This is a genomic window from Nocardioides panacisoli, assembly GCF_039537325.1.
Lineage (GTDB): Bacteria > Actinomycetota > Actinomycetes > Propionibacteriales > Nocardioidaceae > Nocardioides > Nocardioides panacisoli.
Window position 1 is genome coordinate 108,614 of record NZ_BAABAH010000014.1, and the last position, 12,738, is coordinate 121,351.

Genomic DNA, 12,738 nt, shown 5'->3' on the forward strand with positions numbered 1-12,738 from the left:
TTGATCCGGCTTCCCCACAAAGCCGAGGAGGGCTGTTGCCCGAAGCTCCGGGGCCTCGCTTCACCCCGATCCCACCAGGCGGTGGTGCGAGGCTCCGGCAGCGGGACCGTCAGGTCCGCGCGAGGAGGCCCTCGCCGTGGCGGGCGCGGTAGTCGCGCGGCCCCATGCCCTTCCAGCGCCGGAACGCCTGGGAGAAGCTCGACACCTCGACGTACCCGAGCCGCACCGCAACCTCCGCGACCGGCAGGCCACCGCGGACCAGCAGCTCCTCGGCGAGCCGCTCCCGGACCTCGTCGAGCAGGGCGCGGAAGGTGGTGCCCTCGACGGCGAGCCGGTGCCGCAGCGTGCGGTCCGAGACCGCGAGCGCGGCGGCGACCTGCCGCGCCTCCGGCGGGTCGGCGAGGTTGGCGACCAGCAGGTCGCGCACCTTCCCGGACACGCCGGTGCGGGCGTGCCGCCGGTCGAGGAGCTCCCGGCACTGCTCGAGGGCCATCGCCATCGTCACCTCGTTGGCCTGCGGCAGCGGCAGGTCGAGGAGGCCGGCGTCGAGCGTCGCCACCGTCTCGGGGGCATCGAAGGACGGCCGGGTGCCGAGGAGCGCCGTGCACCGCTCGACGACGTCCGCCGACGGCTCCGGGAAGCCGAACTCGACCGCCACCGGCCGCGCCCGGTCACCGAGCAGGTCGCGCTCGAGCACCCGGATCGCCGCCACCTCGCGCTCGACCACGAACCGCTGCAGCGCCGGCTCCACGTCCGGCGCCGTCACCACGAGGCGCAGCCCGTCGCGGCCGGGCCGCCGCTCGATCCTCGTGAACGCGAAGGTCAGGTCGAGGAACTGGAACGCCACGTCGACCGCCGAGCGCAGCGTCGGGCTCGTCACGAGCGCGAACCCCCAGATGCCGTAGGAGGACAGCGTGAACCGCGAGCCCGCCTCCAGCCCGCGGCCGGGCTCGTCGCCGGCGGCGCCGACGATGTTGCGGATGATGTCGAGCTCGGTCGCGGGCGTCACCTCGAGCCGCGGGTCCCCGAGCCGGTCGGCGCGCAGGCCGGTGCCCCGGAGGCTGACCGCCGCCGGGACGCCGAGGTCCTCGCCGAAGCGGACCGCCAGCAGGGCGCCGGTCGGCGTACGCGGCACGTCCCAGTGCACCACCCCGCGCCACCTCCCACCCGAACCGGTTGCCGATCCTAGTAACTTTTCGGCCATCGATCACCTGTGCGGGCGGCTCGCCGTCTCCTAGCGTTACGGTCACGAGTCCCACCCGTCCGAGGAGCCCCCATGAGCACCGCTGCCACCTCGACCCCGTCGGTCGCCGTCATCGGCACCGGCTTCGGCGGCATCGCCGCCACCATCGAGCTCAAGCGGCTCGGGTACGACGACATCGTCGTGCTCGAGAAGGCCAGCAGCCCTGGCGGCGTGTGGCGGGAGAACACCTATCCGGGCGCCGCGTGCGACGTGCCCTCGCCGTTCTACTCCTACTCCTTCGAGCCGAACCCGCGCTGGCCGCACCGGTTCTCCCGGCAGCCGGCGATCCTCGAGTACATCAACGACGTCGTCGACAAGTACGACGTGCGCCGGCACTGCCGGTTCGACACCGAGGTGCTCGGGGCGGCCTTCGACGACGCGACCGGCAAGTGGACGATCGAGGTCGACCGCGGCGAGCCCGTGGTCGTCGACGTGCTCGTCCCCGCGGTCGGGCAGCTGTCCCGGCCGTCCTACCCCGACATCCCGGGCAGCGAGACCTTCGAGGGGGCGATGTTCCACTCCGCCCTCTGGGACCACGACGTCGACCTCCGCGGCAAGAGGGTCGCCGTGATCGGGACCGGCGCGAGCGCCATCCAGTTCGTGCCGGCGATCCAGCCCGAGGTCGGGCAGCTGAGCGTCTTCCAGCGGACGCCGCCCTACCTCCTGGGCCGGCCCGACCGGGAGTTCTCCGAGCTGCACCACAAGGTCTTCGAGCGGGTCCCCGCGACCCAGCTCGTCGAGCGCGCGACCTGGTACGGCATGGTCGAGAGCCTGAGCCTCGCGTGGGTCTACGCCAAGCCGCTGGCCGCGGTCCTCCGGGCCCGCTCGAAGCGGCACATGCGCAAGGGGGCCGCGGCCAAACCCGGCCTCTTCGAGAAGGTCTGGCCGGACTACCCGATGGGCTGCAAGCGGGTGCTGTTCTCCGACGACTACCTGCCCGCGCTCGCGCAGGACAACGTCGACGTGGTCACCGACCGGATCCGGGAGATCACGCCGCGCGGGGTGGTCACCGCCGACGGCGCCCTGCACGAGGCCGACGTGATCATCTGGGGCACCGGCTTCAAGGCCACCGAGTTCCTCTCCCCCATGCGGATCACCGGCTCCGGGGGCCGCAAGCTCGAGGACGAGTGGTCGCTGGGTGCGCACGCCTACTACGGCCTGACCGTCCCGGGCTTCCCCAACATGCTGGTGATGTACGGCCCCAACACCAACACCGGCGGCGGGTCGATCATCTACTTCCTCGAGACGCAGGCGAGGTACGTCGGCGACTACGTCGCGCACCTCGCCACCACCGGCGCGCCGCTCGCCGTACGCCCGGAGGTCGAGCGTGCCTACGACCAGAAGGTGCAGGAGAAGCTGTCCGGCAGCGTGTGGAGCGCGTGCACGTCGTGGTACCGCCAGCCGGACGGGCGGATCACCACCAACTGGCCGTCGCTCGGGATCGAGTACAGGACCCACGCGCGGTTCGACCCCGCGGACTACGAGAAGGTGAGCTGACCAGGTGCCTCGCGACTTCATCCCCCGGACCGTGATGCGCGGGATGGTGCGCACGTCGGTGCGGCCCATCCTGTCCCCGTCGCTGCCCGTCACGAAGCAGCGGCTCGCCCTGGACGCGCTGGGGCGGGTCGCCTCGCTGCCACCGGGCACCAGCATCACCGAGACCACGCTCGGCGACCGCCCGGCCGACCTGCTCGAGGTCGGGACCCCGGCCACGGACCGGGCCATCCTCTACCTCCACGGTGGCGGCTACACCCTCGGTTCGCGGCGCACGCACCGCGCGCTGGCCGTGCACCTCGCCGCGGCGACCGGCTCCCCGGTCCACGCACTGGACTACCGGCTCGCCCCGGAGGACCCCTACCCCGCCGCCGTCGAGGACTGCGTCGCTGCCGTGACCGCCCTGTTCGAGAGCGGGCTCGAACCGAGCCGCGTCGCGATCGTCGGCGACTCCGCCGGCGGTGGCCTCGCGCTCGCCACCGCGATCCACCTGCGCGACCACGGCGGTCCGCTCCCCGGCGTGCTCGGGCTGATCTCACCGTGGGCGGACCTCACGCTCGACCACCTCGAGCCCGTCGCGAACGACCCGATGCTGCGGCGCGAGTGGCTCGAGTCGTGCGCCCCGGCCTACGCCGGCGACCTTGACCGCGCCGATCCCGCGGTCTCCCCCGCCCTGGCCGACCTCGCCGGGCTGCCGCCGATGGTCGTCCACGCCGGCTCGGACGAAATCCTGCTCGGCGACGCCGAGACGATCGTGAAGCGCGCCCGCGCGGCCGGCGTACCGGTCGACTACGAGTTCCTCGACGGCTGCTGGCACGTGATGCACCTGCACGCCGGGCTGGTCCGGGAGTCCACCCAGGCCGTCGAGCTGCTCGCGACCGCCCTCGCCCGCGCGGCAGCGCTGGACAGCTGACCGTGCCATGACCGGGATCGTCGAGCACCTGCTGTCGGCCCCGGCGTGGGTGGCACTCCTGGTGGTCTTCGCCCTCCCGGCGCTGGAGTCCTCGGCCTTCCTCGGCTTCGCCTTCCCCGGCGAGACCGCCGTCATCCTGGGAGGCGTGTACGCCGGCCAGGGCGACCTCTCGGTGGTCGCCGTCGCCGCCGCGGCGATCGCCGGGGCGGTCGCCGGGGACGCGGTCGGCTACGTCGTCGGGCGCCGTTGGGGCCGCTGGTTGCTGGACTCGACGTTCGGCCGCTTCGTCAAGGTCGAGCACCTCGACCGGGCGCAGAACGCCCTCGCGCGACGCGGCGGCTGGTCGGTCTTCCTCGGCCGGTTCACCGTGGTCCTCCGGGTGATGATCCCCGGCCTGGCCGGGATGTCCGGCATGGCCTATCCGAAGTTCGCCGTCGCGAACGTGAGCGGCGCCGTCGTGTGGGGCGTCGTCATGGTGCTCATCGGCTACGTCGCCGGGAACAGCTGGCACACGCTCGCGCACCTCGTGTCCACCGCCGGTGCGGTCGTCACGGTCGCGCTCGTCGTGCTGCTGGTCCTCGTCTACAAGGTGCGGCGACGCCGTACCGCTGCGGCGGCCGCGCTCACCGACCGGCCATGATCGGGGCATGGCCTACTTCGACCGGCTCGACGACCACCGTTTCGCCGCCTCCCAGGAGGTGAGCGGGGCCTGGAACACCGAGGAGCAGCACATCGCGCCCGCGCTCGGGCTGCTCGTGCACGAGGTCGAGCGGGACCGCGACGGACGCGGGCGGCAGGGGCTGGCCGTGTCCCGGCTCTCCTACGACATCCTGGGGACCGTGCCGGTCGAGCAGGTCGAGGTGTCGGTCTCCGTCGCGCGACCGGGGCGGACGGTGGAGCTGGTGGAGGCGCGCCTGCGGCACGGCGGGCGCGACGTCGTACGGCTCCATGCCTGGTTGCTCCACCCGGGTGAGACCAAGCAGGTCGCCGGCACCCGCCTCGCCCCGATGCCGCCGGTGTCGGCGCTCGAGCCGTGGGACCCGGCGATCTGGCCCGGCGGCTTCGTCCGGTCGGTGGACGTGCTCCGGGACCAGGAGGAGCCGGGTCGCGCGCGCTTCTGGGTGCGGTCGCGGACCACGTTGCTCGGAGACGAGCCCGTGAGCGACCTCGCGCGCTTCACCGCCCTCCTGGACATCGCCAACGGAATGACGGTCCGCGAGTCGCCCACCGAGGTCGCGTTCCCGAACGTTGACCTGACCGCGCACTTCTTCGAGCAGCCTCGCGGTGAGTGGGTCGGCTTCGACACGACTGTCTCCTTCGGTACGACGGGCCTCGGCCTCACCTCGAGCGTGATCCACGACCAGGGCGGACCCGTCGGGACGCTGGCGCAGGCCTTGACCGTGCGCCCGCTCTGAGGAGTCAGCGCTCGAAGAGAACGTCCCACCGGCCGCGCGCGAGCACCGGACCGGGCGCAGCTCCGAGGACGGCGCGCGGCCCGGCGCGCTCGACCGGCCTGCCACCCGGCGCCGCGGGAAGCGGCTCGGGAAGCGCGAACAACTGGAAGACGTAGCGGTGCGGGCCGTGACCCTTGAGCGCCTCCGGTCCCTGGTAGCCCCGGCCCATCGTCGCGCGCAGCACCCGCACGCCCGAGGCGTTCCGCCCCTTGCCCAGCGCTCCCGCGGTCAGCTCGGTGAGGCCCGCATCGAGGAGAGCCACGCAGTGCACCCATGGCCGCGGCGTGGGCGCATCCGGGTCCTCGACCACCAGCAGCAGCTCCGCGGTCCCGGCGGGGGCCTCGTCCCAAGTCAGCGATGGCGACACGTTGTCGCCGCCGGCGCGCTTGGCCACGTGCTCCCTCGGCATCGTCGACTCCGCCGGTACCTCGGGGCTGCGGAGGTCCAGGATGTCCGGCCCGGCGAGGTCCGGGAGGTTCCAGGCGAGCTTGTCCTGACCCGCCCGCCTGTTCCTGAGGAGGCCACCGATCGAGAGCATGTCGTCACCGTAGGGGACGCACCGTTCGCCGCGGCCCAGGATCACGACCGTCCGACCGGGTACCGCCGCTCCCATGGATGACGAGCGGGAGCTGCCCACGAGCAACCATCCGTTGCACGGCGAGAAGCGGAAGCTGGCGCCCGCGCTGCTCGCCGTGTTCGGCATCCTGCTGGTGGTGGCGCTCGTCTTCGTCGTCACGCTCTGGCTCCGGTACAACACCTGATCGCCCGAGCACAGGGACTCGCGCCGCTCACGTCACGCAGGGGTTCCCGTAGTGGCCGGCGGTGCTGGTCCCTACCGTGAAGGTTCCACCCACGCTGACCCCCAGAGGCGGGCTGCCGACGGTCACGACATGCGTGAGCGTGAGGACGATCGCGTCCTGTCGGACCACGGTGTAGGTGCGGATGCCCTCCGTCCACGTCCGCACGGTCTGCCGGTTGAACTCCACGGTGCCGAGTCCGTTCGGCAGGTCGTACCTCTGATACCCGGCGATCACGTCAGGCAGGTCGAGGCCCCCGATCTTCGCGCCGACCACGCGCGAGCTGCCCACCAGAGCGGGGAGTGCGCCCAGGACGCGACAGCGCGCGTCCGCGGAGGACTCGACCGCCGCGACGGTGATCGGCGTGTCCGTGCCCGCCAGCAGGCTCAGCTTGCCGAGGGTCACCTCCGCGCGGCCGCCGTCCCCGACCGCGAGCGGCGCGACATTCGGGCTCGACGGCTCTGCCGTCTCGCGAGTTGTCGCCGCCGAGATGGTCCCGATGGTGCCCACGGGGACCGTCGAGGACGAGTGCTGCTGGCTGATGCAGTCGGTCGGGCGCTCGACGTAGGACTGGGGCATCGTGGGGTCGGTCCGCGGCAGCGCACGGCAGACGAACCATCCGTCACGGTCGGCGTCGTCGATCCAGGCGACGCCGGTGTCGTCCGCAAGCGTGGCACCGGACGGCTCGAGCAGCTGGACGCCGAACCATTCGTCCGGCTCGTCGACGCCGGACCCGCGCACCGTCACCGCGAAGGTCTTCTCCTGCTCGCCGGCGGCGAAGGTGACCACTGAGTCCTTCGCGTCGTAATCCGGGGAGGACGAACCGTGGAGGGCGGTCCCGTCGAACGTGCGCGCGCGCACCGTCACGGCAACGGGTGCCGGCGCGTCCAGGCTGATGGTGAACGAGGCCTGGGTCGAGGTCCCCCACGGTTCCACGATCCGCAGGTCGTTGATCTGCAGGGACGCTGCTGCACCGTCAGCCCGCGCGGCGTCGGCGCCCGCGAACAGGCCCACGCCGGCCGCGACCGTGGCCAGGAGGGCCGCGCAGAGCATGCGCCGCATCACTTGGGCAATCGTCATGTGCCGCGCCTCTAATCGGCTTCGTGCAGAGCGCCCGAGACCCCGGGGGAGCAATCTGATCCTTATATAGACCTTCTCCCTGCCCGTGTCCAGAGACCCCCTGCTGCCGGGAGCGGGCGGATCAGAGCCAGTCCTTGCGCTTGAAGGTGACATAGAGGGCGCCGGAGAGAACCAGGATGAGGACCGACGACGTGACGAACCCCGAGTGGTGGGCGAACCCCGGGTAGGGCAGGTTCTGGCCGTAGAACCCCGTGATCGCAGTGGGTACGGCGATGATCGCGGCCCAGCTCGTCACCTTCTTGGTGATGATGTTGAGCCGGTTGCCCTGGATCGTCAGGTTGGTCTCCAGGATGGTGTTCACGAGGTCGCGGAGACTCTCCGTCCACTCGGTCGCGCGCAGCACGTGGTCGTAGACGTCCTGGTAGTAGGGCATCAGCTGGTCGGGGACCAGCCCGGTGTCGCGCCGCATCAGTGTGTTGACGACCTCCCGCATCGGCAGGACCACGCGTCGGAGCTGTACGAGACTCTTGCGCAGCTCGAAGCTGCGGCGTTGGACCGTATGGTCGTGCGGGCGGTCGTCGAAGAGGAGGTCCTCCAGCTGCTCGATCTGGTCGTCGAGCGACTCCACGGCGTCGAAGTGGCCGTCGACCAGGAAGTCCAGCAGGCCGTGGAGCAGCGCGCCGACACCGAACTTGGTGAGGTCGGCCTCGTCGTCCCACCGCTTCACCAGGGCGTCGATCGAGAACGACTCGTCGCGCCGGACGGTGATCAGGGCGGTCTTGGTGACGAACGCGGAGATCTCAGCCGTCACCAGCCGGCCACTGTCGACATCGAGCTGCACCGAGTAGGCGCTGAGGAAGTCGTGTCCCGCGTAGCGGTCGTACTTGGGACGCTGACGACCCTGCGCGGCGTCCTCGACCGCCAGCTCGTGCAGCCCCAGCTCGTCGGCCACCCGCTGCAGATCGTCGAGATCCGGCGCGCACAGGTCCACCCACACGACCGCCGACTCCTCCGCCAGGTGCTCGGAGACCTCATCGATCGGGAAGTCCTGATCGGTCAGGACTCCTCCGCGGTAGCAGCGCGTTCGTGGCATCCGTTCAGTATCCTCGCGACGCCGCGCCGCGCCCGCTCGTCGGGATCCGAGCAGGCTGCGCGGGATCTCAGGTGTCCGGGTGGATCCGGCGCGGCGGAGCCGAATCTGCCACCACCGAGGGGACGTCCGGCGAGAGCGGCACGTCTGCAACGACCACCGGTTCCGCGGGACGGTCCTCGGTTGACTCGTCATCGTCACGGAGGGCCTTGGTCTCCGCCTTGAAGATCCGGAGCGCCTGCCCCGTGCCTCGAGCGAGGTCCGGCAGCTTGGCCGCCCCGAAGACCAGCACCACCACGGCGAGGATGATCAGCCATTCGAAGCCCTGGGGCATCCCGATCATCGGCGAGACCACCAAGCTGGTCGTGGGCATGTCGATCATCATTCCGTCTCCTTCGTGGTCGGTCGTGCTGTCGCACGCGGGGCACCCTGACGGGGCTGGTTCGGGGTGCCCCACGCGATGAGGCGATCAGGCCGGCCAGTCGGCGGTCGTGACCTGCCCGCCTTCGATCGTGACCCGCAGGACGGCGCGGACGTGACCCTTCTCGCGCAGGTCGTAGTCACCCGCCCTCAGCTCGGGGAAGACCAGGGAGGCCACGTCTCCACCGGGGACCGGTCGGCGTACGACCGCCACGTGGTCGTGGTGCCCCGGGGTCACTCCGGGGGATGCGATCTCCACCTCGTCCCCGGTCCGGTCCGACGGCATGGTCACCACGAGCGCCCCCACGTCGCCTCCGATGTCGAGGAGCACCGGGCCTTGACCGGCGTGCGGGTTCTCGTGGTGATCGTGGCTGTGCTGATGACCGTGATCGTGGCCGTGCTCGGTGCTCATGACGCCTGGGTGGTGCCGGGCTGGGTCTGGTACCCGCCACCGGGCAGACCGAGGAACGGGAAGTCGTCCAGCAGGTCGGCGTTGGTGTCGGAGGTGCCGTCCTCGACGGCCGACGCGGCGCCATCCGGGGTGTACGACGGATCCACCAGGGGGATGGTCAGCCCGGCGACCGCGCGGAGCTCGATCGTCACGACGTCGTCGATGATCCGTCGGCCGTTGGGGAAACCTGCGGCATCCCCGGCGACCAGCCCCAACGAGTTCGGGTTGTCGCTCGGCGGGATGGCCATGTTCAGCCGCAGCATGTCCGCCTTCACGGGTCCCGTGTAGTTCGTGAATCCAGGGACCACTCCCGACGGGATGCCCGTGAGAAGGATCGCGTCCAGGTCCGCACGTGACTTGTCGTAGGCCGCCAGGTTCGGGAAGACGCCGGGGTAGAGCGCGGGCAGCAGGCCGGCCAGCTCGGGGTGGTCGACGTACTTGGCGAACTTGTCGTCGGCGTTGGGCGGCAGGGAGTTCCACTTGTCCTTCCGGCCCATGGGAACGATGACCTCGTTGAACAGCGGGTTCCCGAGCCGGGAGACCTGGACCCAGGGACCGCGACCGACGAACTTGCCCTGCTGGGCATCGAACACGCTGCCCTTCTTGCGGCTCGCCGTGGCCCAGACTCCGATGGTCGATCGGCGGTCGAGCACGTCGGAGGGCGCGGCGCCATCCCTGGTGAGGGCCTTGGCGGGCACCTCCAGCGCAATGGTGTGCACGTTGTAGGACTGCACCGCGTTGACGCCGCCCATGTTGGGCATCGAGATCACGTGCGCCTCGTTGAACGGCCGCAGCGCGCCGAGGTCGAAGATGCTTCCGAGGTCGACGTGGAAGGCATCGGCCCGCTGCCCCGCGAACACACGGTGGTTGCCCACGGTGTGCACCGCCTGCTCCGCGAGTGCCGCGTAGTTGGGGGTGCTGCGCGGTCCGACGTTCACGGGCGGGCTGGTCAGCCCGCTGGCGAGCTGCCTCGCCTCACCGTTGACCACCCGGGTGAGGGAGTACTTCTGCGGCCTGTTCCAGGTCGCGTCCGTGATGTCGGAGATCGGCCCGGTGTTGTAGAGGAACGACGCTGGGTTCCGCACGTGCGTGTGGAACCGGAACTGGTAGCTGATGTTCGGCTCGGCCTTGTTCGTGTTCGAGACGTGGATCTCGTAGAGCACGTCGTCGCCGAACTCGTAGAAGTTGGGGCCGCCGTCCGGCTTCTGCAACGGGATGAAGTTCGCGATCAGGATGACCTTGGACGGATCGGCGGGACTGACGAAGGCGTACACGTCGGTGCTGTCGGCAACCGGGTCCTTGGAGATCTCCGGGGCTTCGCGGTGTGAGGACATCTCAGCGACCGCCTGCCGCGTTGAGCAGCCGAGTGACGAGGTCGCGGTCCTGGACCACGACCTCCCGCTCGCCGACGAGCAGTCGCACCTCGGAACCTCGGTGGTCCTCGACCAGGGCGAGCAGCGGCTCCTTGGCCCGTTCGGGATGTGGTGTCGCCCGCGCGGGTGATCCTCCCGCCACCAAGCCGACGGTGCCGGCCGCCGTACCGATTCCTGCCGCTGCGAGGAACTTGCGCCTGTTCGTCTCACTCATGCCGGGCTCCTTGGTCGCGCGCACGCTCAAGTGAGCGGCGTCACACAGGAGTTCGTGGCGCCCGTCAGTCCGGATTGGAAGACGTCGCAAAATCCGAGCTTGCGGCCGACGCGTCCGGAGTCCGAGCGGCGTCCGCTATCCCGCCGCGAGCCGCCTGGCGAGGGAGTGACAGAGGCTCGTGGTCGCGTCGGCATCGAGGTCGTGGGTGACGGCTCCTTCGATGGCAAAGGTGACGACGGCGGTTTCGGCCGCTCGGCGAGCCTCCGGGACCTCGATGGTCAGCTGGTCCTCGAACAGGGTCTCCATCTGCCTGTGGAACCCGGAGTGCCACTGCTCGATTCGCGATGAACGCGCCACGCGTGCGTGCACGGTGGCAACCAGGTGTCGCACCGGCCTCAAGCTGTCGACGAGCCAGACGAGTTGCCGCGCGAGAGGTTTTTCGGCGACTGTTGCGTGCTGCTGGAGGAGCCGGGCGAGGTACAGGTCGGCGACGGCGACGAACAGCTCGTCCTTGTCACGGAAGTACCAGTAGAGGGTGTTCGGCGTGAGCCCGGCGGCGGCCGCGATCTTGCCCATCGACGCCCCGTCGTACCCCTCGGTGAGGAACAGCGAGCTGGCGGCGGCGAGGATCTCGTCGCGCTTGGCCTGCTTGGTCTGGTCCTGGCGGTTACGTGGCACACCTCATCTTGACAGGCATTCAAGAGTCCTGCCAGCATCTCTTGTATACCAATCAAGAGGAGCTGTCGTGAGCGGCCGTCGAGAACTGTTCTTCCCCTCCGGCGCGGATCAGTGCCACGCGTGGCTGTACCTGCCCGAGGGCGCGTCTGAGGCGACTCCGGCACCAGTCCTGGTGATGGGACACGGTTTGGGCGCTGTGAAGGAGATGCGGCTCGCCGCGTTCGCCCAGCGCTTCCAGGCCGAGGGATACGCCTGCCTGGTGTTCGACTACCGCCACTTCGGAGGGAGTGGCGGCGAACCGAGGGAGCTGCTGAGCATCCCCCGGCAGCGGGAGGACTGGCGGTCGGCGGTGGCGTTCGCGCGCACCTTGCCCGAGATCGACCCGATGGCCGTGGTGGTCTGGGGCACCTCGTTCGGCGGAGGCCACGCCATCGTCACCGCTGCCGACGATCCCGCTGTTGCGGCGTCGATCGCGCAGTGCCCGTTCACTGACGGATTCGCTTCGCTGAGGAGGATCCCGCCGCGGGCGGCGGCTCGCCTGACCGGCGCTGCGGTTCGCGACCTGATCGCCGCTGCGACCGGTCGCGAACCCGTGCGAGTCGAGGTCGCGGCCCGCCCCGGCGAGGTCGGCCTGATGAGCGCGGAGGACGTCTCCGAAGGGGCGCTCAAGCTGCTTGAAGCGTCCGGCATGACCGAGGCCGATTACCGGTCCCTCGTCCCGGCTCGCATCGGACTCGCCGTGCCGCTTGCCCGACCGGGTCGCCGCGCCAAAGACCTCACCCAGCCGGCGCTGTTCTGCGTCTGCGACCGCGACACCGTCGCCCCGGCACCGGCCACACTGCGCCACGCCGCCAAAGCGCCGAAGGGCGAGGTCCGACGCTACGACGCCGGGCACTTCGACATCTACGTCGGCGACGGCTTCGACGCCGTCATCGCCGATCAGACCGCGTTCCTGCGAAAGCACGTACCCTCGCGCCTCACCGCAAGACCACACGACGCCCCAGAGCCGTAGAAGCTGCAGTTGCCCACGAATTCGGACAGAAGTGGCAGCCCCACGCTGAATCCGGACCCACTTCCGTCCGAATAGCCACCGGGCGATGCAACGCCCCGGCCTGGCTGCCCGAGAGCGCGCTGTGCCTGCTCGTCGTGCGGTGTTGGTGGAGCTGAGGGGACTCGAACCCCTGACCCTCTGGAGTAACCCCCTCGAACCTCCGCCTTCGGACGTTCTCGCTGCTCTTAGACCAAATGCCGCCTGACCTGGGCCGATGCACTGGATCACCGACACGGACGCCATCAGCATATCGGCCGATCTCGGGCGATGCCGGCCCTCATCGGCTCTCCTCGCATCCATTTCTGGTCCGTTTCTGGTCCACTCCCCCGCCACTTCTCTGTGCGAAGCGCACTCTCATGGCTCCCTTCTGTGTCAAGACACCTTCGGAAGTGCGGGTTTAGGGTGTTGTGTGGCGGGTCCGCGGAGTGGCTTGTCCGAAGAGCTGGCATCGGGATGTGAGCCGGTCGCGCTGGAGTCAGA

General features: G+C 70.3%; 15 protein-coding genes. 6 read left to right on the top strand and 9 right to left on the bottom strand.

The features are described 5' to 3' along the window. Positions 1–109: 109 nt before the first annotated feature. Positions 110–1,150, bottom strand: a complete 1,041-nt coding sequence (locus ABD709_RS17165; RefSeq protein ID WP_344777650.1) for an AraC family transcriptional regulator — start codon at positions 1,148–1,150, stop codon at positions 110–112. 126 nt (positions 1,151–1,276) lie between these two features. Between ABD709_RS17165 and ABD709_RS17170 the strand changes: the two genes are divergently transcribed. From ABD709_RS17170 to ABD709_RS17185, 4 genes are read left to right on the top strand one after another with little or no spacing between them, the layout of a single operon-like run. Then, positions 1,277–2,740, top strand: a complete 1,464-nt coding sequence (locus ABD709_RS17170) for a flavin-containing monooxygenase (RefSeq protein WP_344777652.1) — start codon at positions 1,277–1,279, stop codon at positions 2,738–2,740. 4 nt (positions 2,741–2,744) lie between these two features. After that, positions 2,745–3,650: an alpha/beta hydrolase gene (locus tag ABD709_RS17175; protein WP_344777654.1), complete on the top strand. Its 906-nt coding sequence runs from the start codon at positions 2,745–2,747 to the stop codon at positions 3,648–3,650. 7 nt (positions 3,651–3,657) lie between these two features. Continuing rightward, complete coding sequence (locus ABD709_RS17180; RefSeq protein ID WP_344777656.1) at positions 3,658–4,290, top strand: DedA family protein; 633 nt, start codon at positions 3,658–3,660, stop codon at positions 4,288–4,290. Positions 4,291–4,297: 7 nt separating this feature from the next. Next, on the top strand, positions 4,298–5,065 hold the full coding sequence (locus ABD709_RS17185; protein WP_344777658.1) for a thioesterase family protein: 768 nt from the start codon (positions 4,298–4,300) through the stop codon (positions 5,063–5,065). Positions 5,066–5,069: 4 nt separating this feature from the next. Here ABD709_RS17185 and ABD709_RS17190 read toward each other — a convergent pair whose 3' ends face one another. Then, positions 5,070–5,642, bottom strand: coding sequence for a YbhB/YbcL family Raf kinase inhibitor-like protein (locus ABD709_RS17190; RefSeq protein WP_344777660.1), 573 nt, complete (start codon positions 5,640–5,642; stop codon positions 5,070–5,072). Positions 5,643–5,715: 73 nt separating this feature from the next. Between ABD709_RS17190 and ABD709_RS17195 the strand changes: the two genes are divergently transcribed. After that, positions 5,716–5,865, top strand: a complete 150-nt coding sequence (locus ABD709_RS17195) for a hypothetical protein (protein WP_344777662.1) — start codon at positions 5,716–5,718, stop codon at positions 5,863–5,865. Between the two features lie 27 nt (positions 5,866–5,892). Here ABD709_RS17195 and ABD709_RS17200 read toward each other — a convergent pair whose 3' ends face one another. The 7 genes from ABD709_RS17200 to ABD709_RS17230 form a co-directional block, all read right to left on the bottom strand. Further along, complete coding sequence (locus ABD709_RS17200; protein WP_344777664.1) at positions 5,893–6,981, bottom strand: Calx-beta domain-containing protein; 1,089 nt, start codon at positions 6,979–6,981, stop codon at positions 5,893–5,895. Between the two features lie 121 nt (positions 6,982–7,102). After that, a complete protein-coding gene (locus ABD709_RS17205; RefSeq protein ID WP_344777666.1) occupies positions 7,103–8,074 on the bottom strand; it encodes a magnesium transporter CorA family protein in 972 nt (323 codons plus the stop codon). Positions 8,075–8,141: 67 nt separating this feature from the next. After that, positions 8,142–8,444 (bottom strand): twin-arginine translocase TatA/TatE family subunit, encoded by a 303-nt coding sequence (tatA, locus tag ABD709_RS17210; protein ID WP_344777668.1) that lies wholly within the window; start codon positions 8,442–8,444, stop codon positions 8,142–8,144. A gap of 96 nt (positions 8,445–8,540) precedes the next feature. Continuing rightward, positions 8,541–8,903 carry a hypothetical protein gene (locus ABD709_RS17215; RefSeq protein WP_344777670.1) on the bottom strand — a complete coding sequence of 121 codons (363 nt, stop codon included), beginning with the start codon at positions 8,901–8,903 and terminating at the stop codon, positions 8,541–8,543. Then, positions 8,900–10,276 carry a DUF4331 domain-containing protein gene (locus tag ABD709_RS17220; RefSeq protein ID WP_344777672.1) on the bottom strand — a complete coding sequence of 459 codons (1,377 nt, stop codon included), beginning with the start codon at positions 10,274–10,276 and terminating at the stop codon, positions 8,900–8,902. The genes ABD709_RS17215 and ABD709_RS17220 overlap by 4 nt, the downstream gene beginning before the upstream one ends. A 1-nt stretch (position 10,277) precedes the next feature. Further along, positions 10,278–10,529, bottom strand: a complete 252-nt coding sequence (locus tag ABD709_RS17225; protein WP_344777674.1) for a twin-arginine translocation signal domain-containing protein — start codon at positions 10,527–10,529, stop codon at positions 10,278–10,280. A 135-nt stretch (positions 10,530–10,664) separates the two neighbouring features. Further along, a complete protein-coding gene (locus tag ABD709_RS17230; RefSeq protein WP_344777677.1) occupies positions 10,665–11,207 on the bottom strand; it encodes a TetR/AcrR family transcriptional regulator in 543 nt (180 codons plus the stop codon). Positions 11,208–11,274: 67 nt separating this feature from the next. Here ABD709_RS17230 and ABD709_RS17235 point away from each other — a divergent pair, with 67 nt between their 5' ends. Continuing rightward, the gene (locus ABD709_RS17235; RefSeq protein WP_344777679.1) at positions 11,275–12,219 is read left to right on the top strand and encodes an alpha/beta hydrolase; all 945 of its coding nucleotides are present in this window, start codon (positions 11,275–11,277) and stop codon (positions 12,217–12,219) included. The last annotated feature ends 519 nt before the right edge of the window (positions 12,220–12,738 follow it).

Excerpts from the sequence above, each read along its gene's own strand:
- ABD709_RS17170 (WP_344777652.1), top strand. The coding sequence starts at position 1,277 with ATGAGCACCGCTGCCACCTCGACCCCGTCGGTCGCCGTCATCGGCACC.
- ABD709_RS17180 (WP_344777656.1), top strand. The coding sequence starts at position 3,658 with ATGACCGGGATCGTCGAGCACCTGCTGTCGGCCCCGGCGTGGGTGGCA.
- ABD709_RS17185 (WP_344777658.1), top strand. The coding sequence starts at position 4,298 with ATGGCCTACTTCGACCGGCTCGACGACCACCGTTTCGCCGCCTCCCAG.
- ABD709_RS17190 (WP_344777660.1), bottom strand. The coding sequence starts at position 5,642 with ATGCTCTCGATCGGTGGCCTCCTCAGGAACAGGCGGGCGGGTCAGGAC.
- ABD709_RS17195 (WP_344777662.1), top strand. The coding sequence starts at position 5,716 with ATGGATGACGAGCGGGAGCTGCCCACGAGCAACCATCCGTTGCACGGC.
- ABD709_RS17200 (WP_344777664.1), bottom strand. The coding sequence starts at position 6,981 with ATGACGATTGCCCAAGTGATGCGGCGCATGCTCTGCGCGGCCCTCCTG.
- ABD709_RS17205 (WP_344777666.1), bottom strand. The coding sequence starts at position 8,074 with ATGCCACGAACGCGCTGCTACCGCGGAGGAGTCCTGACCGATCAGGAC.
- tatA (WP_344777668.1), bottom strand. The coding sequence starts at position 8,444 with ATGCCCACGACCAGCTTGGTGGTCTCGCCGATGATCGGGATGCCCCAG.
- ABD709_RS17215 (WP_344777670.1), bottom strand. The coding sequence starts at position 8,903 with ATGAGCACCGAGCACGGCCACGATCACGGTCATCAGCACAGCCACGAT.
- ABD709_RS17220 (WP_344777672.1), bottom strand. The coding sequence starts at position 10,276 with ATGTCCTCACACCGCGAAGCCCCGGAGATCTCCAAGGACCCGGTTGCC.
- ABD709_RS17225 (WP_344777674.1), bottom strand. The coding sequence starts at position 10,529 with ATGAGTGAGACGAACAGGCGCAAGTTCCTCGCAGCGGCAGGAATCGGT.